Origin of the sequence: Streptacidiphilus sp. MAP12-33 (genome assembly GCF_041261265.1) — a bacterium.
In the GTDB taxonomy this organism is placed as follows: Bacteria; Actinomycetota; Actinomycetes; order Streptomycetales; family Streptomycetaceae; genus Streptacidiphilus.
Window position 1 is genome coordinate 366,198 of sequence record NZ_JBGCCA010000001.1, and the last position, 23,885, is coordinate 390,082.

Sequence of the window (23,885 nt, forward strand, 5' to 3'; positions counted from 1 at the left end):
GCATCGCCGCAGAAGCAGGGCGAAGCGTCGGGCCGTCGCAGGCTTCATAGCAACCGCCGCCGTGATCGGCGGCCTGTTCGGCGTCATAGCGCCGGCCTCGCAGGCCGACCAGTACACCAACGGCGTCGACAACATGCGGACGAACTGGGACGGCAACGAGAGCTCGCTCTCTCCGGCCGCCGTCGAGTCGTCCACCTTCGGCAAGCTCTTCGGCACCACGCTGGACGGCCAGATCTACGCGCAGCCGCTCGTGGTCGACCACCAGGTGATCGCGGTCACCGAGAGCAACAGCATGTACGCGCTGAACCCCGGCACCGGCGCGATCATCTGGAAGAAGAACTACGGCGCCGCCTGGCCCTCGTCCGCGATCGGCTGCGGTGACCTCGCGCCGAACGTCGGCGCGACCGGCACCCCCGTCTACGACCCGGTCAGCAACGCGCTGTACTTCACCACCAAGGTCGACGGCGGTACCAACCACCAGAGCCCCAGCTACCTGATGCACGCGGTCGACCCGACCTCGGGCGCGGAGAGGGCGGGCTGGCCGGTCACCATCCAGGGCGCCCCGGCCAACGAGCCCAACGCGCCGTTCAACGCCTTCTACGAGATGCAGCGACCCGGTCTGCTGCTGCTGGACGGCGTCGTCTACGCGGGCTTCGGCGGCCACTGCGACAAGCAGCCGTACCGCGGGTACGTCGTGGGCGTCAGCACCACCAGCCACAGCATCACCTCCATGTGGGCCTCTGAGACCGGCGCCAGCACCAGCGGTGGGGGCATCTGGCAGTCCGGCGGTGGCCTCACCTCCGACGGCTCGGGCCGTATCTTCGTCAGCACCGGCAACGGCATCAGCCCCGTCGCGGGACCCGGTACCACCCAGCAGGGCACCACCCCGCAGGGCACCCTGGCCGAGTCCGTGGTCCGGCTCCAGGTCGGGGCCGGCGGCGCCCTGTCCACGGCGGACTTCTTCAGTCCGTCCAACGCGGCCACGCTCGACCTGACGGACAAGGACATCTCCTCCGGCGCGTCGATGGCGCTGCCCGACGGCTACGGCAACGCCAACCACCCGCACCTGCTGGTTCAGCAGGGCAAGGACGGCCGCGTCTTCCTGCTGGACCGCGACAACCTCGGCGGGCAGGCCCAGGGCCAGAACGGCTCCGACGCGGTGGTCGGGGTCTCCGGTCCGTTCCAGGGACAGTGGGGCCACCCGGCGTTCTGGGGCGGTGACGGCGGTTACGTCTACCTCATCGGCAACAACGGCCCGCTGCGTGCCCTGCACCTGAACACCGGCGGCACCAACCCGACCCTCACGGCCACCGGGCAGACCCAGGACGTCTTCGGCTACACCTCCGGCTCGCCGATGGTCACCTCGGACGGCACCAACGACGGCTCGGCCATCGTCTGGATGGTCTCCGCCGACAACGCGGCGGGCGCGAACGGCACCCTGCGTGCCTACAGCGCCACCCCGGACGGCAGCGGGATGCTGCAACTGCTGTGGTCGGCGCCGGTCGGCACCGCCGCGAAGTTCGCCACCCCGACCGCCGACAGCGGCAGGGTCTACGTCGGCACCCGTGACGGCGTCCTGTACGGCTTCGGCAGCCCGGCGGCCACGGCCCTGAAGGCCAGCCCGCTCGACTTCGGCCAGGTCCAGACGAACACCACCGCCACAAAGACCATGACGCTGACGGCGACCAAGGCGGTGACGGTCACCGGCGTGAAGGCGACCGCGCCGTTCTCGGTGCCGGGCCTCGCCGCGGCCAAGGCCCTGGCCTCCGGCGGCACGCTGCCGCTGCAGGTCTCCTACGACCCGGCCACGACGGGCGGTACCAACGGCACCCTGACAGCGACGCTGTCCGACAAGTCCACGCTGGTCTTCGCCCTGCACGGCATCGGCACCAACCCCGGCTTCGGGGCGTTGCCGAGCACCACGGACTTCGGTCAGGTGCCGACCGGCACGACCGAGACGGAGAACATCCAGTTCACCAACACCGGCACGACGGACGAGACGATCAGCGCGGTCACCGCGCCGACCGGATCGTTCACCGCCACCGGGTTGCCGAACGTGGGCGACACCGTCAAGGCGGGCGCGTCCTTCGTCGCCACCGTCACCTACACGCCCACCACGGCCTCCGCCGCGGCGGGCACCCCGGACACCTCGACGATCGGAGTGACCGCCACCAGCGGACACTCCCTCACCGCCAACCTGACCGGCACCTCGGTCGTCGGCAAGGGCCACCTGACCTTCTCGCCGTCGACGCTCGACTTCGGGACCGTTCCGGTCGGCAGCTCCAAGACGCTGAGCTTCACGGTCACCAACGACGGCAACATCCCCGTCACCGTGACCAAGGCCAAGGCGCCCAACGGCGACTACACCAGCGCGGTGCAGATGTCCGAGGGCCTGGTCATCGGTCCGGACCAGACCGCCAAGCAGTCGGTCACCTTCGCGCCGACCACCGCGGGCACGCTGACGGCCTCGTACGAGGTCACCGGCGACGGCGTCAACAGCGACGGCACCCCGCAGGGCGCCATGCTGGAGAACCTGACCGGTGTCGCCACCGGTTCCGCCGACTCCACCGGCGCCACCGGCGCCACCTGGCAGGCCAACGGCGCCGCGGTCCTGCCCGGCGACGGCAGCATCACGCTGAACCCGGCCGCCGCCTACCAGAAGGGCAGCGCGGTCTTCCGGCAGGCGCTGCGCACGGAGGGCCTGCGGGCCACCTTCACCGTCAAGATGGGTCCCGGTACCGGAGGTGACGGTGTCGCCTTCTCCCTGCTGGACGCCTCCAGGGCGCACACCAACGCGCTCGGCACGACCGGTGGCGCGCTCGGCATCGCCGGACAGTCCGGCGTCGTGGTCGGTCTCGACGCGGCCACCTACGCCCCGAACCCCGGCTACGCGAACTTCGTCGGTGTCGCCAACAGCACCTACGGCTCGACCGCGCTCACCTACCTGAGCACGGCACGGCTCGCGACCGCGTTGCGCCAGGGCACGCACCAGGTGGACGTGCAGGTGACCGGCGGTCACGTGCTGGTCTGGGTCGACGGCGTGCAGCAGCTGAACGTCGCGGCGACGCTGCCGGACTACGCCTACGTCGCCTTCTCCGGCGGCACCGGCTCGGCGTACGACGCCCACACGATCCAGTCGTTCGTGCTCAGCGGCGGCCCGGTGCCGACGACGCTCGGCTACACGCCCGTCCCGCAGACCCGCGTGCTGGCCACCTGGGCCGGCGTCGGCCGCACCGGCACCTCGCCGATTCCGGCGGGCGGCTCGGTCAGCGTCCCGATCGCCGGCAAGAACGGTGTCCCGGGTGACGCGACCGCCGTGGTGCTCCAGGTCGGCGCGCTCTCGCAGGCGTCGGCGACCGGGTCGATCCAGGCCTGGCCGCACGGGGCGACCCGGCCCAACTCCGGTGCGGTGTTCTGGAACGCTCCGCAGATCATCCAGAAGACCGCGGTGGTCCGCCTCGGTCAGGGCGGCGCGGTGGACTTCTACAACTCCAGCGCCGGCAACACCGGGATCTACGCCGACGTGCTCGGCTACTACAAGGCCGGCACGGGCCTGCTGATCACGCCGACCACCACACAGGTCGTGGCCTTCGACACCGCCAAGGGCATCGGTCAGCCCACCAAGGCGCCGATGCCCGCGGGCGGCACGGTCAAGGTCCCGGTCGCCGGGACGGTGGTGCCCGCGGGGACCACCTCGGTGCTGCTGAACATCAGCGCGATGCGCTCCGCGGTGGGCGGCTCGGTGAGCGCCTGGCCCGACGGGGGCACTCCGCCGGCGGCGGCGGTGCTCTACTGGAGCCCGAACAGCGACATGATGTCCAACCTGGTCCAGGTCGCGGTGGGCGCCGACGGAAAGATCGACTTCAAGAACTGGGCGAACACGCCCATGGTCGTCAACGCCGTCGTCGAGGGCTACACCGTCGCGGGCGGTGGCCAGCACTTCGTGCCGATCCAGCTGTTCCCGGCGCTGAACACCGCCTACGCGGTGGGTGTGCCGACCACGACCGCGGTCCAGCCCGGCGGTGTCGTCACGCTGCCGGTCGCGGGCAACGGCGGGGTCCCGGCCGGTGCCAAGGGCGTGCTGCTCCAGGTCGGCGGCTTCGGCGGTACCGGTTCGGGCTGGCTCGGCGTCTACCCGGGCAACGGGGCCAAGGCGACCACCGGCTCGCTGTTCTGGAACGTCGCCGGACACACCGTGACGAACATGGTCATGGTGCCGCTGGACGCCTCGGGCGCGGTGAACTTCCAGGTCAACGGCAGTGCCCCGGAGCAGATCCAGGCCACGGTCGTGGGCTGGTACACCGGCTGACGGCCTGTCCGTCCCGCTCGCGCCGCCGCGTCCTCCCCACGGGAGGGCGCGGCGGCGCTGTCGTGTCCGGGCCGCCGTGCGCCTCTGTGGCACGGATCACGGCAGCGGTTCGTGTGCTGTACGGATATGTCCCTGGTGAGTGGCACAGGCCGGTCATAGGCTCCGCCCCTGACCTTTCTCATGGGGAGATCCGTGTCTCATCACTCGCGCCGTTCGCTCACGGCGCTCACCTCCGCTGTCGCCGTCGCCGCCGTGGCGGTCGGCTTCCTCGGAACCGGGACCGCCCAGGCCGCGTCCGCCGGCCCGGCCGACGGCGTCATCGCCTACGAGGCGCCCAACGGCAGCGTCCACTACGTCAACGCCGACGGGACCGGCGACCGTGTCGCAGCCGGTGTGCAGTCCCCCGGCTCCGGCCGCATCAGCTGGGCCGCCGACGGCAGCCGCATCGCGGTCAGCGGCTCGGGCACCGTCTTCACCGCCAAGTTCGACGGCTCCGCGCCGCTGAACGTCTCGTCCGGCCGGCAGGTGTCCACCCAGGACGGCGTCTACGGCGGCGCCAGCACCTGGATGGTCTCCGACGACGGCGCCCACATCTACCGGCAGACCTCCGACGGCTGGAGCTGGGCGCAGCGTGTCCTGCCCGCCGCCGACGAGCCGGCTTCCGTCGCCGACACCCACGCCGTGTACAGCTGGCGCGGTCTGTTCGCGTTCACCCGCGCCTGGGGCGGCTCCACGTCGGTCATGACGTACGACCCCGCGACCAAGCGGCTCAACGAGGTCGCCAAGGTCGCCGCCAACCCGGCCTTCTCGGCCGACGGCTCGACCATCGTCTACGAGCAGAACCAGGGCGGCGTCAGCCAGATCGGCGCCGTGAACCCGGACGGTTCGCACGGGCGGACCCTCACCTCCGACCCGGCGGGCGCGCACAACCCGAGCCTGTCGCCGGACGGCACCAAGCTCGCCTACACGTCCTACGACAGCACCCGCGGCAACGTGGTCAAGCTCCTCGACCTGACCAAGGGCACCACCACGGTGCTGGCCGACGGTGAGATGCCGGTCTGGCAGCCGCTGCGCAAGGCCGTGGTGGACCACGTCTACGGCACCGGCGGCGTCAGCAACGACGCGGCCGCCTCGCGCTGGCAGTTCGACAGCCTGGGGCACAACACCCCCGGTCTGCTCGCGGCCCGCACCGCGGTGCTGGCCGACCGCAACGACACCACCGACGCGGTGCTGGGCATCGAGCTGGCCGCGGAGAAGCAGGGGCCGCTGCTGCTGACCTCGCGCGGCTCGCTCGACAAGGCGGCCGCCGACGACCTGCGCCGCACCCTCAAGCGCGGTGCCACGGTCTACCTGGAGGGTGGCACCTCCGTGCTCACCTCCTCGGTCGCGACCCAGGTCCAGCGCCTCGGCTACCGGGTGGCCCGGATCGCCTCCGCCGGCGGCGCCGCCGGCCAGTCGGTGGGCACGGCCTGGAACGTCGCCCACGTGCCGACCCAGGTCGTCGTCGCCGACGCCCAGGACTACCGGGTCGCCGCCTCGGCCGCGACCATGGCGGCCTCGGCCGGCGGTGGCGGCCGGACCGTCGTGCTGCTCAACACCGGCTACTCCCTGCCGAGTTCGCTGACCGCGTTCTTCAACGGGTTGAACCCGAAGAGCACCGCGGTGACCGTGGTGGGCAACCGCAGCATCTACGCCATGGAGCACAGCCGGACGCGGCAGGCGTGGCAGTTCTGGATCGTCCCCGGCGCCGACGCCGAGTACCTCTCCGTCAACATGGCCAAGTTCTGGTGGGGCGCACCGGCGGTCACGACCCTGGCCAACACCTCCGACTGGCGGTCGGGTTTCGCCGGCGGTTCGGTCAACGCCGGGTACGGCCCGCTGCTGTGGACCTCGGCCACGGGCCTGGACCCGGTCGACCACTCGTACATCGCGCAGGAGGCCGCCAGCGTCGGCAACGTCCAGCTCTTCGGCACCGGCTGGCCGATGGCCACGGTGAACGGCATCGACGCCGCCCTCGCGTCCACTCCGTCCTGGGCCCAGCTGGTCCAGAACCCGAACGGCACCTCGCCGGCCTCGGCGGCGGCCCACGCCGCGACGGGCGCCGGCACGCCCACCCTGGTGGCGGGCGCCGGAACGCACACGGTGGTGACGGGCACGACGCTGCACTGACCGGCACTCAGCACACAAGGACCCCTCCGGCCCGTACCCACGGGCCGGAGGGGTCCGCTCTTACTTCTCGGCCAGGCTCGCGGCATGGTCCGGCACGTAGTGCTGTTCGTCGCGGGGCGGGCGGACGTAGCCGGTGGAGCCCGGCCGCTTCGGGAAGGTGATCTTGCGCGCCGGCTGTTCGACGTACGGGACGGCGGTGAGCATGTGCGCGATCATGTTGAGCCGCGCCCGCTTCTTGTCCTCGCTCTCGACCACGTTCCAGCGGGCCTCCGGGATGTCGGTGTGGATGAACATCTCGTCCTTGGCCCGGGAGTAGGCCTCCCACCGGGTGATGGACTCCAGGTCCATCGGCGAGAGCTTCCAGCGCCGCATCGGGTCGTCCCTGCGGGCGCGGAAACGGCGCTCCTGCTCGTGGTCGCTGACGGAGAACCAGTACTTGAGCAGGATGATCCCGTCCTCGACGAGCATCCGCTCGAAGATCGGGCACTGGTGCAGGAACCGGTGGTACTCGTCCTGGGTGCAGAAGCCCATGACCCGCTCGACCCCGGCGCGGTTGTACCAACTGCGGTCGAACAGGACGATCTCGCCCGCGGCGGGCAGGTGGGAGATGTAGCGCTGGAAGTACCACTGCCCGCGCTCACGCTCGGTGGGCGCGGGCAGCGCGGCGATCCGCGCGATCCGGGGATTGAGGTACTCGGTGACCCGCTTGATGGCTCCGCCCTTCCCGGCGGCGTCGCGGCCCTCGAAGACGAGGACCACCCGCGCACCGGTGGCCCTCACCCACTCCTGCAGCGTGACCAGCTCGGACTGGAGCCGGAACAGCTCCCTCTCGTACGCCTTCTTGGGCAACTTGTCAGCCATTGCAGGAGGGTACGTCGCACCGCCCAGGGGCGCGGGGAACTACGCGACAAGGCACCCCGTGTGGTGTGTCGCCGCACGTGCGGGGCCATCCGCTCAGGGTGGTTGCTCGCGCAGTTCCCCGCGCGCCTCAGGTTGCTGCGACTTCCTCAGGGATCTCGATCCGACTCTCCGTGCGTCGGCGCGAGAGCCCGGACGGCCACCACAAACGGTGGTCGAGGTCCATGGCCAGCGCGGTGACCAGGACCGACCGCACGACGAACGTGTCCAGCAGGACACCGAGGCAGACCGCGAAGCCGATCTCGGCGAAGCCGACGATCGGGAGCGTGCCCAGGACGCCGAACGTGCTGGCGAGGATCAGGCCCGCCGAGGTGATCACCCCGCCCGTCGCGGCCAGGCCGGCCAGCGCGCCGTTGCGGGTGCCGTGCTTGACGGACTCCTCGCGGACGCGGGTCATCAGGAAGATGTTGTAGTCGATCCCGAGTGCCACCAGGAAGACGAAGACGAACAGCGGGAACGCGTTGTCCTCCCCCTCGAAGTGGAACAGGTGCGTGAAGGCCAGCGCCGAGACGCCCAGTGCCGCCGCGAACGACAGCACCACCGTCAGGATCAGCACGATCGGCGCGATGACCGCCCGCAGCAGCAGGCCGAGGATCACCAGGACGACGACCAGCACCAGCGGGATGATCACCTGGTTGTCGTGGTTCGAGGCCCGCTGCACGTCCAGACGGACCGCCGTGTCGCCGCCGACGTAGGCGTTCGCGCCCGGGACCGCGTGGACCGCGGCGCGCGCCGCGTCGACGGTGTTCTCGGCCGCCGTGCTGTCCGGGGAGGAGGTCAGCGTGGCGGTGACGTACGCGAGGCCGTTGCGGTCGACCGGCGCGGTGACTCCGGTGAGGCCGTGGCCGTCGAGGCGGCCGAGCGCGGCCGCGACCTGGTCGCCGGCCGAGGCGTTGGCGATGACCCGCAGGGGCGAGCCGGTGCCGGCGGGGAAGTGGGCGTCGATGACGGTCTGCGCGGCGACGGAGTCCGGCTTGGTGGAGAAGGAGCCGGCCGAGGAGAGGCCGTCGGCCTTCAGGCCGAACATGCCGAGGGCCAGCGCGCCCAGCGCCAGCGCGGTGCCGATCCAGACGATGCGCGGGCGCCGCGCGATGCCGCCGCCGACCTTGGCCCACAGGCCGGTCTCGGTCGGCTCGGCGGTGCCGAAGCTCGGGCGGACCGGCCAGAACACCCAGCGGCCGCAGATGACCAGCAGGGCGGGCAGCAGCGTGATCATCGCCAGCAGTGCGACGAGGACGCCGATCGCGCAGACCGGGCCGAGGCCGCTGGTGGAGTTCATCTCCGCGACCATCAGGCAGAGCATGGAGACGGCGACGGTCGCGGCGGAGGCGAGGATCGCGGGGCCCGCGCGGTGCAGGGCCTCGGCCATCGCCTCGTGCCGGTCCTCGTGGCGGCGCAGTTCCTCGCGGTAGCGGGCGACCAGCAGCAGGGCGTAGTCCGTGCCCGCGCCGATGACCAGCACCGTCAGAATGCCCTGACTCTGCCCGTTGACGGTCAGTCCGGCGTGGGCGGCCAGCAGGTAGATGACGGCCTGCGCGGCGGTCAGTGCCAGGCCCGAGGAGAGCAGCGGCAGCAGCCACAGGGTCGGGCTGCGGTAGGTGAGCAGCAGCAGCACGATCACGACGCCGAGCGTGGAGTAGAGCAGGGTGCCGTCGATCCCGGCGAAGGCCTTGCTCTGGTCGGCGCCGTAGCCGCCGGGGCCGCCGACGTGGGCGGTCATGCCCTGGTCGCCGGCGGTGGCGATGCTGCGGATCTTGTCCACGGCCGGCCCGAGGTTGTTCCAGCCGCCCTTGGACATGTCGATCATGACGACGGACTGCAGCGCCTTGCCGTCGGTGGACGGGTGCGGCGGTGCGACCGGGCCGATCACGTGGGCGATCTGCGCGAAGGCGGTGGCGTCCTGGGTGGCCTTCGCCGTGTCGGCCGGGGTGATCCCGCTGTCACGGGAGTAGACGACCACCGCGGGTGCGCTCTCGATGGAGACGAACTGGCCCTGGAGGTTCAGGACCTTGGTCGACTCCGCGCTGCTGGGCAGCCAGCTGGCGTTGTCGTTGTTCTCTGCTCCGGTCAGCTTGCCGGAGAGCGGGCCGAGGACCAGCAGGGCAATGATCCAGACCGCGAGTACGACCCATTTGCTTCGGCGGCCGGCAGGAGCGGCGGCGAGCCGCCGGACGAGGTTCATGTGAATGTATCCCCCAACTAAACGCGATACATCGCGACTGTCTCGTCTTACGATGTGTGCGCGGGTCGGGGGCTGTCAAGGAATCCAGGTCAGCGTGCAACCGATGTTCACCTGGGTCAGCGCGGCTCGGCGTTGTACCGCTCCAGCAGGTCGGCGAAGAGCGCGACGTCCTCGTCGGACCAGTGCGCGAGGCGGTTGAGGAAGGCGACGCGGCGCTGCTCGCCGGCCTTGCGCAACAGCTCGGCGCCGGTCTCGGAGGGGTGGATGATCTGACCGCGCTGGTCCTCGGGGTCGGGGCTGCGCTCGACCAGGCCGAGCTTCTCCAGGGTGGCCACCTGACGGCTGACCGTGGACTTGTCGAGCAGGAAGTGGCTGGCCAGGTCCGTGCCGCGGCAGCCGCCGACGTCACGCAGGTGGTCCAGGATCGCGTAGCTGACCAGGGTCAGGCCGGGGTGGATCTGGGAGGCGATGGCGCGGGCGCGGCGCGAGAAGGCGGTCAGTTCGCGCTGGATGGAGTCGATGCTGTCCATGCGTGCGCCGGCGGCCGTGGGCGCTGAAGAGGGAGCCATGGTTGCACTATACAACTAAGCCTGTCCTGGCGCGACCCCGGTACTACGGCCGCTGCGGCCCCGGCTGCACCGGCAGCGGAAGCTCGAACCAGACCACCTTGCCGACCGCCTTGCGGCTGGTGCCCCAGCGCGAGGCGAGCTGGCTGACCAGCCCGAGGCCGCGGCCCTCCTCGTCCAGCGGCTCCGAGGGCTCCAGCGAGGGCAGGTTGTGGTCGTCGTCGCTGACCTCGACCAGCAGTTTGCCGACCCGCATCAGCTGCAGCTCGACACTGCCCTTGGCGACCCGGAGCGCGTTCGTCACCAGCTCGCTGACCAGCAGCTCCGTCATCTCCGTCAGTTCCGCGAGGCCCCAGCGGGTCAGTTGGTCATGCACAAGACTACGGGCCCGGCGCACCTCGCTCGCGTCGAGGGCCAGCGACCAGGAGATGACGTCCTGCGGCGGGATGCCGTCGAAGCGCGCGATCAGCAACGCCAGGTCGTCACCCCGGTCCTCCGTGTGGAGGCGCTCCAGCACCGTGTCGCAGACCTCCTCCGGGCTGCGTCGCGGGTCCACGATGTCCCCGCACAGGGCTGCCAGCCCGTCCCCTATGTCGCCGCCGCGCATCTCCACCAGGCCGTCGGTGCACAGCACCAGCATCGAACCGTCCGTCACCTTGACCTCGCGCGAGGAGAACGGCACCCCGCCGACGCCGATCGGCGCCCCCGACGGGATCTCCAGCAGCTCGCCGCGCCCGTCCGGGTGGACCAGTACCGGCGGAACGTGGCCGGCCGAGGCGAGGGTGCAGACCCGGGTGATCGGGTCGTAGACCGCGTACAGGCAGGTGGCCAGGTGGTCGTCGCCCAGACGCTGCGACAGGTTGTCCAGGTGGCGCAGGATCTGACCGGGTGGCAGGTCGAGGGCGGCCAGCGTCTGCATCGCCGTGCGGAACCGGCCCATCGCCACGGCGGAGTGCAGGCCGTGGCCCATCACGTCGCCGACCACCAGGGCGACCCGGCTGCCGGGCAGCTGGACCGCGTCGAACCAGTCGCCACCGACCTCCGCGCGGCGGTCGCCGGGCAGGTAGCGGTGGGCGATCTGCACGCCGGGGATGCGCGGGGGACGGGTGGGCAGCATCGAGCGCTGGAGGGTGAGCGCGGTGTGCGCCTCCATCCGGTGCAGTCGGGCGTTGTCGATCGAGAGCGCGGCGCGGGCGGCGAGCTCGCGCAGGTAGGAGGCGTCGGCCTCGTCGAAGGCGGGCCGGTGCGCGTCGCGCAGCAGGGTCAGCGCGCCGAGCACGGTGCCGCGCGCGGTCAGCGGCAGCGTCAGCATCGAGCGGCCCTCGAACAGCGAGGCGAGGCCCGGACCGCCGCGGCCGGACGCGCAGGCCTCGGCGGTGTTCGGGTCGAGCCGGGGGACCAGCACGGGCTTGTCGTTCTGCAACGCGTAGCCGGACGGTGTCTCGCTCGCCAGCGTCACCAGCGAGCCCTCGGTGACCAGGTGCTTCCACGGCAGCGTGGTCGGCCCGAAGGAGCAGGCGACGCGACGCAGCTGGGTGGCGTCGTCGGGGCGTTCGCGCGGCGGCTCGGAGTCGGTGATCAGGCGGTCCCGCAGCTCGACGCAGGCGAAGTCGGCGATGCCGGGGATGACGACGTCGCAGACCTCGTGGACGGTGCGGTCCAGGTCGAGCGTGGTGCCGATGCGGGAGCCCACGTCAGTCAGCAGCAGCAGCTGCGGGTTGACCGGCTCACCGTCCGGCACCTCCCCCATGGCCGGTCCGCCGAGGCTGACGCTGGCCCGCGAGGGGGGACCGCTGAACGGCCCGTCGTCGACGGGGGCGCGGCGCGGTGCGGCTCCGACGGAGGGGTCGTAGGCGGCGGACTCCTCGAAGGGCCCGGGCGTCCGGTCCTGCGGCGCCTGCTCGGGCGCCTCCTCCTCGGTCGCCCGGGAACGTGCCTGCGACGGGACCGCGGCCCGGCCGCCGTGCTCGGGCTGCTCGGCCGCGAGCCGCCCACGGGAGCGCTTCGCCGTGTTCGCCGCGTTCGCCGCAGAGGCGGCGGCGCCGGCCGGGGTGGCACCGGTGGCCGAGCCGGACTGCCCAGCGGGGGTCGACGGCGACGCCTGGCCGGTCTGACCCGCCCGGCCCGGCCGCTCGGCGACGGCGCGGTCGCTGGTGGCGCGGTCGGTGGCGGTGCGGTCGGTGGAGCGGGAGGCCGCGGCCGGGTTGGGGCGGGCCTCGGACCAGTCGGCCTCGGCCACGCGCGCCTCGGCGGCACGGGGGCCGGTGGCCCGCGCCCCGACGGCGCGGGTCCTGGCGCCGCGGACTCCGGCTGCGGGCTCGCTGTCGGGGACCGGCATGACCGGCAGGACCAGCTCGTCGAGCCGCAGCGCGGGGGCGCCGGCGGCGAGCAGCTGGGTCAGCAGCGCGCGCCGGCGGTCGGCGGCGACGCGGGGGAGCACCTGGGTGAGCCGTCGCGCCGCGCGCTCGCGGTCCGCACGAGTCGGGCACGGGGAGAGCACCGGCTCTCCATGCGGACCGCCGCCCGCGGCGGGGCCGCCGGGCGCCTCGGCGGCGAACGGGATCAGATCCTCGCCGATCGCGATCCGCAGGCCCGATCCGGTCAGCCCGCGCGCGTCCGCGGCCAGCACGAGCATGCCGCGTCCGCTCGGCTCGACGGTGCGCCAGGCCCAGCAGCAGATCTCGATCCGGCGCCCGTCCCGGTCGGTCACGGTGAGCTCGCCCGCCCAGCCGGGGGCGAAGTCGACCAGCTCGTCGAGGTGGTCCAGGGCGTCGCCCGCGGCCTTGCCGGCCAGCGGCAACAGCCCGGTGGTGGTGCGGTCCAGTACGTCGTTGCGGCGGTGGCCGAAGAGCTCCTCGGCGCCGAGGTTCCAGTGGGTGAGCCGCCCGTCGGAGTCGACCACGAGTGCGGCGATCCTGGCCAGCGCGACCACGCCGGGCAGAGCGGTCCCCTTGCCGTTGGTGCCGTTCATGCTCGGTGCGGTGCGATGTGCGGCGGCCTCGGACGCTGCGAAGGTCTCTTCCGTCATCTCACCCTCTCTCAGCGACTCCTCGGCTCCATATATTCGGGTACCCCAGGCAAGCACGGATCCTGCGGGCCTAACCCGATATTGAAGAACATTTGCCGTGTCCCGTAGCGCGTACACCTGCGCACGCCCTAGTGTGCGCCCTTTGTGCCCGAGCTGGGGACAGTAGGGTGGCCCGACGGACAGGCGCGTCGAAGAACGAGTAGTGAGGTTCCTGATGACTACCGACCGTGTCGAAGAGCCCGGTGGGGGAGAGCAGCAGGCACCGCCGGTCCGCTGGACCGATCCCGAGGAGCCCGAGCTGGAGGCCCGCGTCACGCAGGCGGAGACCGAGTGGGTCGACGCCGAGGTCGCGGTGGAGACGCTCCGTGTCGAGCTCGACAACTTCGCCCTCGTGCACCACCAGCGGCTGGGTCCGATGTACGTGCGCCTGGACGAGCTCGACGCCCTGATCGCCGAGGCCCGAGCGGCCCGCAGCGGCAGCGCCGACGACCTGCGTCGCGCGTACGAGGCGCGCAGCGTGCTGGAGCCGATGCCGGACCTGGCGTCGTTCTTCGGTGAGGCGGAGGGGGAGGGAGAGGTGCCCTCCTTCACCATCGAGGCGCCCGAGCGGATCCGCCCCGACCGGGAGGCCCAGCGCCTCTACCGCGAGCTCGCCCGCCGCGCGCACCCCGACCTCGCGCAGGACCCGGACGAGGTCCGCCGCCGCAGCGAGTTCATCGCGCGCGTCAACGAGGCCTACGGGCGCGGAGACGTCCTCGGCCTGGAGCAGCTGGCCCAGGAGTGGGCCGACGGCGACGGCGCGGCGCTCCGGCCGGAGTCCGGCACCCCCGAGCGCGTCGCCTGGCTGCGCCAGCGCCTGGACTGGCTGGAGAGCCGCATGCGCCGCCTGGAGGCGGCCCGCGCGGAACTCGTCGGCAGCCCCATGGGCGAGTTGCTGATGCTGCACCCCGACGACCCCGACGCCCTGCTGGAGGTCCTCGCGGAGCAGCTGCTCGCGAGCGTCGCCGAGCGGCAGTCCGAGCTTGAGACACTGTTGTCGTAGCCCTTTGTTGTTCCTGAGGAGACCCTCGTGTTCCAGCCCTCCGTCCCCACCGTCGACATCTCCGCGGTCCCGGCCGACGCCGTCCTGCTGGACGTGCGTGAGCAGGACGAGTGGGACGCGGGCCACGCGGACGGCGCGGTCCACATCCCCATGAGCGAGTTCGTGGCCCGCCTCGGCGAGCTGCCGGACGCCGAGCAGCTGTTCGTGATCTGCCGGGTGGGCGGCCGTTCCGCCCAGGTCGTCCAGTACCTGGTCGCCCAGGGGAGGACCGCCGTGAACGTCGACGGCGGCATGCTCGCCTGGGAGGCGAGCGGCCGGGCGCTGGTCAGCGACAACGGCGAGGCTTTCGTCGCCTGAGGCGCCTAGCGCCTTCGGGGGCGCGGGGCTGCGCACATCGGCAGCCCCGCGCCCCTGGATAGTGCAGCCGAGGGCAGTGCACCATGTTGCTGACGATCCGTCAGGAATCATGGGGGTGCCATCGTGAACGCACTCGTGGAGGCCGTGCTCGCCCAACGTGGGCGGGAGCGGGCCGCGCTGGTCGGGGACGGGTTCGCCCATACCGGCGAGGAAGTGCTGCGTGCGGTCTGTACCCGCGCCGCGTACCTTGCCGAGGAACTCGGTGCCGCCGCCTACCCGCACGTCGGGCTCCTGCTGGAGAACACCCCCGAGTACGTGTGGTGGCTGGAGGCCGCCGCCCTCGCCGGGGCCACCGTCGTCGGGGTGAATCCGACGCGGCGCGGGCCGGACCTGCTGCGGGACCTCACCCACACCGACTGCGCGCTGCTCGTCACCGAGACCCGGCTGCTGCCGCTCGTCGCGGAACTCCCGCTCGCGACACCCGTGCTGGTCGTCGACTCCCCCGAGGCCCGCGACACCCTCGCGCCGTACGCCGACGCCGGCCCGCCCTCCACGGTCCCGGCACCGGACGCGCGCCTGCTGCTGACCTTCACCTCCGGTTCGACCGGCGCCCCGAAGGCGGTCGTCTGCAGCCAGGGCCGGATCGCCCGCGCAGGCGACAAGCTGCGCGCCCAGTACGGACTGACCGACGCCGACACCGGCTACGCCTGCATGCCGCTCTTCCACGGCAACGCGCTGATGGGCCTTTGGGCCCCGCTGCTGCTCGGCGGTGGCACCATCGCGCTGCGGCGCCGCTTCTCCGCCACCGGTTTCCTCGCCGACGTGCGCAGGTACGACGCCTGCTACTTCACCTACGTCGGCCGCGCCGTCTCCTACGTGCTGGCGACCGAGCCGCAGCCGGACGACGCGGCGAACCCGTTGCGGCTCGGCTTCGGCACCGAGGCGGGGGCCGTGGACGCGGCCCGCTTCGAGCGGCGTTTCGGCTGCCGGCTCGTCGAGGGATACGGCTCCTCCGAGGGTGGCTGCAACCTCCAGCAGGACCCGGCCGCGCCGCCCGGTGCCGTGGGGCGCAAGGGTTCTGGCCCCTATGACGACCTGGCCGTCGTCGACCCGGACACCGGCGAGGAGCGGCCCCGCTCCCGCTTCGACGCGGCCGGGCGGCTGGTCAACGGCGAGGAGGCGATCGGGGAGCTGGTCAACCGGACGGCCCGGGCCGGGTTCGAGGGCTACTGGCGCAACGAGGCCGCGGGCTCCGCCCGCCTGCGCGACGGCTGGTACTGGACCGGCGACCTCTTCCACCGCGACGCCGACGGCTGGTTCCACTTCGCCGGCCGCAGCGCGGACTGGCTCCGCGTGGACAGCGAGAACCTGGCCGTCGCCGACATCGAGAACATCCTCGCCCGCTGGGAGTCCGCCGTGGCCGTCGCCGTCTACGCGGTGCCCGACCCGGTCGCGGGCGACCAGGCGATGGCCGCCGTCGAACTCCGGGCGCGGGCCGAACCGTCCGAACCGTCCGCGCTGGCCGCGGAGTTCACGGCCTTCCTGGCCGCACAGCCGGACCTGGGCACGAAGATGCCGCCGCGCTTCGTCCGCCTCGTCCCGCGGATGCCGGTCACGGCCACCCACAAGACCGCCAAGACGAGCCTGCGCGAACAGCGTTGGGAGGAGGTCGGTGACGACCTGCTGTTGTGGCGTCCCTACGGGCGGGCGGTGGCAGGCGAGTCGGTGTACCGGCTGTTCACCGGTGAGGACCGGGAGAAGCTCGCGGCGCTCTTCGCCGAGCACGGGCGGTCCGGGCTGATCGCCCGAAACCGGGTGCCGGAGGCGTGAGTCTCGGCAAAGATGTTGTTCCCGGACTGACGAAAGGCGCCCATGCTGTTGCACACGGAGCGGATCGAACTGCGGCCCATCACCCCGACCGTCGCCGCCGCGCTGCGCGCAGGCGGCAACGGTGGCCTGGAGTGGCTCGGCGGCGGCCCCTACGAGGGCACCCTCGACGCCTGCGGCGGGCTGCTGAAGGCGCACGAGGCGGGTGTGTACGAGGAGGCGTGGGGCGCGTTCGCGATCGTGCTGAAGGAGGAGGCCGTGGCCGTCGGCGGCGTGGGCTTCCACGGTGCGCCGCGCGGCGGGAGCTGCGAGATCGGCTACGACCTGGTGCCCCCGGCCCGGGGCCGCGGCCTCGCCACGGAGGCCGCCCGCCTGGTCACCGCGTACGCGCTGACGCAGCCCGGGGTGGAGTACGTGGTGGCGCACACGGAGCCGGCGAACACCGCCTCTCAGGCGGTGCTCGAGCGCGCGGGATTCGCCCGCGACGGCGAGACGGAGGGCCTGGTCCGCTTCATACGGCGGTAGCCGAGGCGGCGAAGCCGCCAGGGGCGCGAGGCTCCGCCGATGTGCGGCTCGCGCCGACGCGGCGGAGCCGCACATCAGCAGAGCCGCACATCAGCAGAGCGGCACATCGGCAGAGCCTCGCGCCCCTGAGGCGAGTGCGACTACAGGTGGCGCAGCAGTCCTACCGGTGACTCCACCGCGTCGGCGACGAAGCGGAGGAAGCCGCCCGCCGTCGCGCCGTCGCAGACCCGGTGGTCGAAGGTGAACGAGAGCTGCACGACGCTGCGCACCGCGAGCTCCTCCCCCACGACCCACGGCTTGCGCGCGATCCGGCCCACGCCCAGCATCGCGGCCTCGGGGTGGTTGATGATCGGCGTGGAGCCGTCGACGCCGAAGACGCCGTAGTTGTTCAGCGTGAACGTGCTGCCGGTCAGCTCGGCCGGGGTCAGGGACCCGTTGCGGGCCGCCTCGGTGAGGCGGGCGATCTCGGCCGCCAGGCCCTCCGTCGACATCCGGTCCGCGTCGCGGACCACCGGGACGACGAGCCCGCGCCCGCTCTGCGCGGCGAAGCCGAGGTGGATCGCACGGTGGCGGCGCACGCCGGTCGGGCGACCGTCAGGGCCCAGCTCCACGCTGGAGTTGAGAGCGGGGAAGCGCCGCAGCGCGGCGACGGAGATGCGGGCGAAGAGCGGCAGGACGCCGACGCCGACGGCGGCCTTCGCCTCCAGCAGGGCGGTCGCGTCCGCGTCGACCCAGCAGGTGGCGTCGGGGATCTCGCCGCGGCTGCGGGCGAACCGCTCCGCGGCGATGCGCGCGCCACCGCGCAGCGGGACGAACTCGCTCTCGGTGTCGGCCGGCTGGACGGCCACGGTCCGCGCCTGCGCGGCCCGCTCCACGTCCGCCCGCATGATCAGTCCGTCCCGGCCCGTCCCGGCGACGCCGGCCAGATCCACTCCGCTCTCGCGGGCGAACCGCCGCACCAGGGGGGAGATGACGGCCGCGACCGCGACGGGGGAGCCGTGGCTCGCCAGAGCCTCCGGCCCTGCGGGCACGGCCCGCGCAACGCTCGGCTGCGCCGGGGCCTGCGGGGCGGCGGCCGGTGCCGCCGTGCCCGCGCCCGGCGTGGTGACGCGGCGACGGCGCGGGCCCGTGCTGTGGCTGGTGCCGTAGCCGACGAGGACGTTGCCCGAGCCCTCGGGCTCGGTGGGCGTGGCCGACGTGCTCGCCGGATCGCTCACCGCGACGGTGACGAGTGGGGCGCCGACGGGGACGGTGGCGCCTTCGGGGCCGGCGAGGGTGGTGACGACGCCCGCGTAGGGGCAGGGGACCTCGACGACGGCTTTGGCGGTTTCGACTTCGGCGACGGGTTGGTCGACGGTGATGACGTCGCCGACGGCGACGAGCCAGCGGACGATCTCGGCTTCGGTGAGTCCTTCGCCGAGGTCGGGGAGGGTGAATGCGCGCACGGAGGCCATGGTGGTCACTGCTCCCACTGGAGTTTGGCCACCGCGTCGAGGATGCGGTCGACGCCGGGCAGGTGGTGGCGCTCCAGCATCGGTGGCGGGTAGGGGATGTCGAAGCCGGTGACCCGCAGCACGGGGGCGGCCAGGTGGTGGAAGCAGCGCTCCATCACCCGTGCGGCGATTTCGGCGCCGGGGCCGCCGAAGCCGGTGGCTTCGTGGACGACGACGGCGCGGCCGGTGGCGCGGACGGCCGCGCAGACGGTGTCGTCGTCGAAGGGGGTCAGTGAGCGCAGGTCGACGACGGTGAGGTCCCAGCCTTCCGCCTTGGCGGCTTCGGCGGCTTCCAGGCAGACGGGCAGGGAGGGGCCGTAGGTGAGCAGGGTGGCGGAGGTGCCCTGGCGGCGGACGACGGCCCGTCCGATCGGTTCGACGGGGCCGGGTGTCACTTGGTCCTTGGACCAGTACAGGCGTTTGGGTTCGAGGAAGACGACGGGGTCGTCGGAGGCGATGGCTTCGCGGAGCAGGCCGTAGCCGTCGGCCACTGTGGCCGGGGTGACGACGTGGAGTCCGGGTGTGTGGGCGTAGTAGGCCTCGCTGGAGTCGCTGTGGTGTTCGACGCCGCCGATGCCGCCGCCGTAGGGGATGCGGATGGTGATCGGCAGCGGTAGCCGGCCGGCGGTGCGGTTGCGCATCTTGGCGACGTGGGAGAGCAGTTGCTCGAAGGCGGGGTAGGCGAAGGCGTCGAACTGGAGTTCCACGACGGGGCGCAGGCCGTACATGGCCATGCCGACGGCGCTGCCGAGGATGCCGGCTTCGGCGAGGGGGGTGTCCAGGCAGCGGTCGGAGCCGAATTCGGCGGCGAGGCCGTCGGTGATCCGGAAGACGCCGCCGAGGGTGCCGACGTCCTCGCCCATGACGAGCACGTTCGGGTCCTCGCGCATGGCGTCACGCAGCGCGGTGTTGAGAGCCTGCGCCATGGTCAGCGACCCGGCGGTGGCGGTGGCGGTGCTCATCGTGCGTCGGCCTCCGCCGCGAGTTCGGCGGCCAGCAGGTCGGCCTGCTCCCGCAGTTGGGGGGTGGGCTCGGCGTAGACGTGCGTGAACAAGGACATGGGGTCGAGTTGGGGTTCGGCGTGGAACTCGGCGCGCATCTCGGCGGCGAGTTCCTCGGCGGCCTGGGCGGCGGCCGCGATGCCGGCGTCGTCGATCAGGTCGTGGTCGCGCAGGTGGCGCTCCAGGACGGCGAGGGGGTCGCGTTGCTGCCAGGCCTCGACCTCGTCGGGGGTGCGGTAGCGGGTCGCGTCGTCGGCGTTGGTGTGGGCCTCCAGGCGGTAGGTGACCGCCTCGACCAGGACCGGGCCGCGGCCGGAGCGGGCGTGGGCGACGGCCTCGGCCAGCACGGTGTAGACCGCGGCGGCGTCGTTGCCGTCGACCAGCCGGCCGGGGATGCCGTAGCCGACGGCCTTGTGCGCCAGCGTCGGCGCGGCGGACTGCTTGGACAGTGGCACGGAGATCGCGTAGCCGTTGTTCTGGACCAGGAAGACCACGGGGGCGTTGAGCACGCCGGCGAAGTTCAGTGCCTCGTGGAAGTCGCCCTCGCTGGTGCCGCCGTCGCCGACGGTGGTCAGCGCCACGATGTCGTCGCCGCGCAGGCGGGCGGCGTGGGCCAGGCCGACGGCGTGGGGGGCCTGGGTGGCCAGCGGGGTGGACAGGGGTGCGGTGCGGTGGGCCTTGGGGTCCCAGCCGTGGTGGGCGTTGCCGCGCAGCAGCGTCAGCGCCTCGACGGGGCGTACCCCGCGGGCGACGACGGCGAGGGTGTCGCGGTAGGAGGGGAAGAGCCAGTCGTCCTCGCGCAGTACCGCCGCGGCGGCGACCTGGCAGGCCTCCTGCCCGGTCGAGGCCGGGTAGACGGCCAGGCGGCCCTGCTTGGTCAGCGTGGTGGCCTGCTGGTTGTAGCGGCGGCCCAGGACCAGGCGCCGGTACAGGTCCCGCAGCAGCTCCGGGTCCAGCTTGTCCGCGGCCGGGGTGCCCAGGATCCGCAACGGCTCCGGATCGGGCAGCAACGGCGCGGGATCACGCCGCGGACCATGAGCGTCAGGCGGCCAGACGGAGGCCGGGGAGCCCGCGGGTTGGTCGAGAAGGGTCATCTCGGCACCTCCGGAGGGTGGGGTGAGGGTGGGGAGATGCATGGGCAGGGTGGTGCGGTGGGAGCGGTGGCTCTCCCTACCGATTGTTCGGTTGAGTGATCGAAATGACTACTCTTGCGGCGCAGTGGTGGACAGACGGCCCACAGAGCGCTTCATTGGAAGCAGGTCGTCCATGGGGAGGGCGGAGGAAGCCATGACCGCTGAACAGATGGCCGGAGCGGAGCAGCGTCCGCTGGACCGGGTGGACCGCGCGATCCTGAGGTTGCTCCAGCAGGACGGGCGCGCCTCGATCCGCTCGGTCGCCGAACGGGTCCACGTCTCGCGGGCCAACGCCTACGCGCGGATCGCGCGGATGGTGGACGACGGGGTGATCCGCGGCTTCACCGCCCGCGTCGACCACGAGCGCGCCGGGCACGGCGCCTCGGCGTACGTGACGCTGAAGGTGGTGCAGAACTCGTGGCGCCAGGTGCGCACGGCGCTGCTGGAACTGCCGGGCATTGAGCACATCGCCCTGGTCGGGGGCGAGTACGACGTGCTGATGCTGGTGCACACGGTGGACAACCGGGCGCTGCGCGACCTGGTGCTGAACAAGATCCAGTCGATCCCGGGCGTGCTCGGGACGCAGACGCTGCTGGTCTTCGAGGAGACGGACCGGATTCCCGTTCTTCCGGACTGAGGCAGCCGGCCGGACCGCGACGACCGCGACGACCGGGACGACCGCGACGACCGGGACGTCGGGGCGGTCAGTCCGTGGCGCGCAGGCCGTGGAAGGCCAGCTCGCTGACGGCGTCGACCACGCGGGCCGCGGACTTGGCGCCGTCCGGGCCGTCGGGGCGGTACCACTCGACGAGTGAGTTGATCATGCCGAAGAGCAGCCGGGTGGCCAGTCGCGGCTCCACGTCCGCGCGCAGCGAGCCCTCGGCGACCGCGGCCGCCACCAGCGCGGCGACCTGGTGGTCGAACTCGCGCCGCCGCTGGAGCGCCCACTGTTCGGTCTCGGTGTTGCCGCGCACCCGCAGCAGCAGTGTCACGTAGGGGAGCTCGGTGAGCAGCACCTCGGTCGTCCGCCGCACGACGTGGTGCAGCCGGGCGAGGGCGTCGCCCTGGGTGGCCTCGGGCTCCGCCAGCGTGCCGAACAGGCCGTCCAGGGCGCGGCCGACCGCGAGGCGGAGCAGTTCCTCCTTGCCCTTGACGTGGTGGTAGATCGAGGACTTCGAGATGCCGGCCGCGCGGGAGAGATCCTCCATCGAGGTGCCGTCGTAGCCGCGCTCGTTGAAGACCCGCACAGTGACGGCGAGCAGCGTGTCGACGGTGTAGCTGTCGCGGCGCGGAGCGCGGGAGGTCTCGACCATGTGGACGAGTATCACATCACGTTGTTCCGCCACGCTGCCGAAGTTCATCGTTGTAGTGCTATAACTATTGTAGGAATACAATGATGTGAGAGAAGGAGGCGGTGACATGCCCCAGCAGGTGTCGCAGCTGAGCGCGCGACGACGGTTCCTGATCCTCGCGATCTGTTGCATGAGCCTGTTCATCGTCGGGATCGACAACACGATCGTGAACGTGGCACTGCCGTCGATCTCCCGCGATCTCGGCGGGGACGTCTCCGGCCTGCAGTGGGTCGTCGACGCCTACGTCGTGGTGCTGGCCTCGCTGCTGATCCTCGGCGGCTCGATGGGCGACCGCTTCGGGCGCCGCCGGGTCTTCCGGACCGGCCTCGCCCTGTTCACCCTCGGGTCCCTCGTGTGCAGTCTCGCGCCCAGCCTGGACTGGCTGATCGGCGCGCGCATGCTGCAGGCCGTGGGTGGATCGATGCTCAACCCCGTCGCGATGGGGATCATCACCAACACCTTCACCGACCCCAAGGAGCGCGCCCGCGCGATCGGCGTCTGGGGCGGCACCATCGGCTTCAGCATGGCGCTCGGCCCGATCGTCGGCGGCGTGCTGGTCGGCGCGGTGGGGTGGTCCTCGATCTTCTGGATCAACATCCCCGTCGGCCTCGCCGCGATGGTCCTGGCCGGCCGCTTCGTCCCCGAGTCGCGGGCCCCGCGCCCGCGCCGGATCGACCCCCTCGGCCAGCTGGCCGTGATCACCCTGCTCGGCTCGCTCACCTACGGCATCATCGAGGCCCCCAAGGCCGGCTGGGGATCGGCCCAGTCGCTGCTCTGCTTCGGCCTCGCGGCGGCGGCGCTGGTGACGCTGCTGGTCGTGGAGTCGCGCCGTGACGAGCCGCTGATCGAGCTGCGCTTCTTCCGCAGTGTGCCGTTCGCGGGCGCGACGCTGATAGCGATCAGCGGCTTCGCCGCGCTGGGCGGGTTCCTCTTCCTGAACACCCTCTACCTCCAGGACGTCCGCGGCTTCAGCGCGCTGCGGGCGGGCCTGGCCACCCTGCCGATGGCGCTCGCCACCGGCGTCTGCTCGCCGCTCAGCGGCCGCCTGGTCGGTTCGCGCGGTCCCCGGCTCTCGCTGGTCGTCGCCGGTGTGGCGATGGCCGCGGGTTCCCTGCTGATGGTCGGCCTGCGGCCGGACACCCCGGTGTGGCAGCTGCTGCTCGCCTACCTGCTCTTCGGTCTCGGCTTCGGCATGCTGAACGCACCCGTGACCAACACGGCGGTCTCCGGCATGCCCCGCGCCCAGGCGGGCGTCGCGGCGGCGGTCGCGTCGACGAGCCGGCAGACGGGCCAGGCGCTGGGCGTCGCGGTGATCGGTTCCGTCGTCACCTCCACCGTGGTGGGCGGTCTGAAGGCGGGCTTCGCCGAGGCGAGCCACGTCGGTTGGTGGATCATGGTGGGCTGTGCGGGGGCGGTGCTGCTGCTCGGTCTGGCTACGACGGGCGCGTGGGCGCGCGCGACGGCCGAGCGGGTTTTCGCGGCGGTGCCCGAGGAGAGTCGACAGAGTGTGAGTGCGGGATGAGCGAGGAAGCGGCCCGGGTCTACGCCGTGATGCGGCGGCTGGTGCTGGAGGCGGACGACCGCAAGCAGCGCGTCGTGGACGCGCTGGGCATGAGCTACATCCGCAGCCGCGCGCTGCGCGCGCTGGCGGTGGAGCCGATCCGGATGAGCGAGCTCGCCGTCCGGCTGGTGACGGACAAGCCGTACACCACCGTCGTGGTGGACGATCTGGAGGCGCGCGGCCTCGTGGTCCGGGAGCAGGACCCCGACGACCGCCGCTGCAAGATCGTCCGCATCACCCCGGCAGGCCGCGAGGCGGCGGAAACGGCGACCCGGATCATCACGGCACCTCCGACGGAGTTGGTGGCGTTGCCGCCGGAAGACCTCGAAGCCCTGGATCGCATCCTGGGGAAGTTGCACTGACCCCGGGGGCGCGGGGCTCTGCTCGATCAACTGCGCGCGCGACACGCCACCCAGCGAGGT

At 72.3% G+C, this 23,885-nt stretch carries 17 protein-coding genes; 9 read left to right on the forward strand and 8 right to left on the reverse strand.

Features of this window, described 5'->3' with window-relative positions; translation table 11 throughout:
• Nucleotides 1–61 precede the first annotated feature (61 nt).
• Nucleotides 62–4,309 (forward strand): choice-of-anchor D domain-containing protein, encoded by a 4,248-nt coding sequence (locus tag ABH931_RS01760; RefSeq protein ID WP_370109105.1) that lies wholly within the window; start codon nucleotides 62–64, stop codon nucleotides 4,307–4,309.
• 192 nt (nucleotides 4,310–4,501) lie between these two features.
• Complete coding sequence (locus ABH931_RS01765) at nucleotides 4,502–6,478, forward strand: TolB family protein (RefSeq protein ID WP_370109106.1); 1,977 nt, start codon at nucleotides 4,502–4,504, stop codon at nucleotides 6,476–6,478.
• Between the two features lie 60 nt (nucleotides 6,479–6,538).
• Here the strand turns inward: ABH931_RS01765 and ppk2 are convergent, their stop codons facing one another.
• The 4 genes from ppk2 to ABH931_RS01785 form a co-directional block, all read right to left on the reverse strand.
• Nucleotides 6,539–7,339 carry a polyphosphate kinase 2 gene (gene ppk2 / locus ABH931_RS01770; RefSeq protein ID WP_370109108.1) on the reverse strand — a complete coding sequence of 267 codons (801 nt, stop codon included), beginning with the start codon at nucleotides 7,337–7,339 and terminating at the stop codon, nucleotides 6,539–6,541.
• 127 nt (nucleotides 7,340–7,466) lie between these two features.
• Complete coding sequence (locus ABH931_RS01775; protein ID WP_370109110.1) at nucleotides 7,467–9,578, reverse strand: MMPL family transporter; 2,112 nt, start codon at nucleotides 9,576–9,578, stop codon at nucleotides 7,467–7,469.
• A 116-nt stretch (nucleotides 9,579–9,694) separates the two neighbouring features.
• Nucleotides 9,695–10,147 (reverse strand): MarR family winged helix-turn-helix transcriptional regulator, encoded by a 453-nt coding sequence (locus ABH931_RS01780; protein WP_370109112.1) that lies wholly within the window; start codon nucleotides 10,145–10,147, stop codon nucleotides 9,695–9,697.
• A 43-nt stretch (nucleotides 10,148–10,190) separates the two neighbouring features.
• Complete coding sequence (locus ABH931_RS01785; RefSeq protein ID WP_370109114.1) at nucleotides 10,191–13,172, reverse strand: SpoIIE family protein phosphatase; 2,982 nt, start codon at nucleotides 13,170–13,172, stop codon at nucleotides 10,191–10,193.
• A gap of 214 nt (nucleotides 13,173–13,386) precedes the next feature.
• On the opposite strand from ABH931_RS01785, the gene ABH931_RS01790 reads away from it, so the two are divergent.
• The 4 genes from ABH931_RS01790 (at nucleotide 13,387) to ABH931_RS01805 (ending at nucleotide 16,923) form a co-directional block, all read left to right on the forward strand.
• Complete coding sequence (locus ABH931_RS01790; protein WP_370109116.1) at nucleotides 13,387–14,214, forward strand: J domain-containing protein; 828 nt, start codon at nucleotides 13,387–13,389, stop codon at nucleotides 14,212–14,214.
• A 27-nt stretch (nucleotides 14,215–14,241) separates the two neighbouring features.
• Complete coding sequence (locus tag ABH931_RS01795) at nucleotides 14,242–14,571, forward strand: rhodanese-like domain-containing protein (protein ID WP_370109118.1); 330 nt, start codon at nucleotides 14,242–14,244, stop codon at nucleotides 14,569–14,571.
• A gap of 123 nt (nucleotides 14,572–14,694) precedes the next feature.
• Nucleotides 14,695–16,401, forward strand: coding sequence for an AMP-binding protein (locus tag ABH931_RS01800; RefSeq protein ID WP_370109120.1), 1,707 nt, complete (start codon nucleotides 14,695–14,697; stop codon nucleotides 16,399–16,401).
• A gap of 42 nt (nucleotides 16,402–16,443) precedes the next feature.
• Nucleotides 16,444–16,923, forward strand: a complete 480-nt coding sequence (locus ABH931_RS01805) for a GNAT family N-acetyltransferase (protein ID WP_370109122.1) — start codon at nucleotides 16,444–16,446, stop codon at nucleotides 16,921–16,923.
• A 140-nt stretch (nucleotides 16,924–17,063) separates the two neighbouring features.
• Here ABH931_RS01805 and ABH931_RS01810 read toward each other — a convergent pair whose 3' ends face one another.
• From ABH931_RS01810 to pdhA, 3 genes are read right to left on the reverse strand one after another with little or no spacing between them, the layout of a single operon-like run.
• Entirely contained in the window at nucleotides 17,064–18,377 is a 1,314-nt protein-coding gene (locus ABH931_RS01810; protein WP_370109464.1) for a dihydrolipoamide acetyltransferase family protein, read from the reverse strand.
• 5 nt (nucleotides 18,378–18,382) lie between these two features.
• A complete protein-coding gene (locus tag ABH931_RS01815) occupies nucleotides 18,383–19,378 on the reverse strand; it encodes an alpha-ketoacid dehydrogenase subunit beta (protein ID WP_370109124.1) in 996 nt (331 codons plus the stop codon).
• Entirely contained in the window at nucleotides 19,375–20,511 is a 1,137-nt protein-coding gene (gene pdhA / locus ABH931_RS01820) for a pyruvate dehydrogenase (acetyl-transferring) E1 component subunit alpha (RefSeq protein WP_370109125.1), read from the reverse strand. The genes ABH931_RS01815 and pdhA overlap by 4 nt, the downstream gene beginning before the upstream one ends.
• Nucleotides 20,512–20,704: 193 nt before the next feature.
• Between pdhA and ABH931_RS01825 the strand changes: the two genes are divergently transcribed.
• Nucleotides 20,705–21,187, forward strand: coding sequence for an Lrp/AsnC family transcriptional regulator (locus tag ABH931_RS01825; protein ID WP_370109127.1), 483 nt, complete (start codon nucleotides 20,705–20,707; stop codon nucleotides 21,185–21,187).
• A 67-nt stretch (nucleotides 21,188–21,254) separates the two neighbouring features.
• Here ABH931_RS01825 and ABH931_RS01830 read toward each other — a convergent pair whose 3' ends face one another.
• Nucleotides 21,255–21,863 carry a TetR/AcrR family transcriptional regulator gene (locus tag ABH931_RS01830; protein ID WP_370109128.1) on the reverse strand — a complete coding sequence of 203 codons (609 nt, stop codon included), beginning with the start codon at nucleotides 21,861–21,863 and terminating at the stop codon, nucleotides 21,255–21,257.
• Between the two features lie 106 nt (nucleotides 21,864–21,969).
• On the opposite strand from ABH931_RS01830, the gene ABH931_RS01835 reads away from it, so the two are divergent.
• Nucleotides 21,970–23,424 (forward strand): MFS transporter, encoded by a 1,455-nt coding sequence (locus ABH931_RS01835; protein WP_370109130.1) that lies wholly within the window; start codon nucleotides 21,970–21,972, stop codon nucleotides 23,422–23,424.
• On the forward strand, nucleotides 23,421–23,825 hold the full coding sequence (locus tag ABH931_RS01840) for a MarR family winged helix-turn-helix transcriptional regulator (protein ID WP_370109132.1): 405 nt from the start codon (nucleotides 23,421–23,423) through the stop codon (nucleotides 23,823–23,825). The genes ABH931_RS01835 and ABH931_RS01840 overlap by 4 nt, the downstream gene beginning before the upstream one ends.
• Nucleotides 23,826–23,885 lie beyond the last annotated feature (60 nt).